Source organism: Collinsella sp. AF20-14LB, from assembly GCF_003459505.1.
GTDB lineage: Bacteria > Actinomycetota > Coriobacteriia > Coriobacteriales > Coriobacteriaceae > Collinsella.
On sequence record NZ_QRWD01000044.1, the window covers coordinates 568 to 1,545 of the forward strand.

At 69.2% G+C, this 978-nt stretch carries 1 protein-coding gene; it reads right to left on the bottom strand.

Going from position 1 to position 978, the window contains the following annotated elements:
- A partial coding sequence (locus DWX63_RS11580) for an IS256 family transposase (RefSeq protein WP_233514549.1) occupies positions 1-743 on the bottom strand: 743 nt, incomplete at its 3' end.
- Positions 744-978: the final 235 nt, after the last annotated feature.

The following is a 978-nucleotide window of genomic DNA, read 5'->3' on the forward strand; positions in this document are numbered from 1 at the left end:
AGGTCCCTGACGGCCGCCTTGGAGTCCTCGGGCCTGCCCGAGCAGGCGCTCTGGAGGTTGCGCTGCAGGTGCGTCACGCAGCGCTGCCAGGCGCAGCCCTGGAACAGGCGCGAGACGGCGGCCACGAGCCCGGCGTGGCTGTCGGAGACCACGAGGCGAACGCCGGCCAGCCCGCGCTCGCGCAGCCCGCCGAGGAATGCCGCCCAGGAGTCCTCGCTCTCGGTGTCGACCACGTCGCAGCCCAGGAAGTGCTTGCGCCCGTCGGCGCCCAGCCCGATCGCGGTCACGACGCCCTGCGAGACGACCGACGAGCCGACCCTGCAGCTCATGTAGGTGGCGTCGAGCCACAGGTAGCAGCACGGCGTGCCCGACAGGTCGCGGCGGCGGAACTCCGCCACCTCGGCGTCGAGGTCGGAGCAGAGGCTCGAGACCTCCGAGCTCGACAGCGAGGATATGCCCAGCTTGGACGCCACGCGCTCGACCTTGCGGGTGGACACGCCGCATACGTACATCTCCTGCACGATGGCGGCCACCGAGGTGTCGACGCGCGACCATCGCGCGAGCATGCCCTCGGGGTAGTAGGTGCCGTGCCTGAGCTTGGGTATCTCGAGCTCCACGTCGCCCACGGCGGTCTTGAGCGACCTGGGGCGGTAGCCGTTGCGGCTGTTCTCCCTGCCGTCGCTGCGCTCGTTGCGGCTCGCGCCGCACATCTGCTGGGCCTCGGAGTCCATCAGCGCGTTCATCACGCTGCCCAGCACCCTGCACGCGAACTCGCGCGCGTCGCCGCACTCCTGCCAAAGCCTCGCCGCCTCGAGGGCCTCGTCGCGGCCGAGGCGCAGTACACTCTCTTCTTGGGGCATCGCCTTTCCTTCCATTCGTCACCTTCATTACTCCAACGACGAATTCTAGGCGGTGTCCCCTCCCTTTCAAGAAAGGGCGGAGGCGGGGCATGCCCCGCCTCTTACACCACATCTCTGC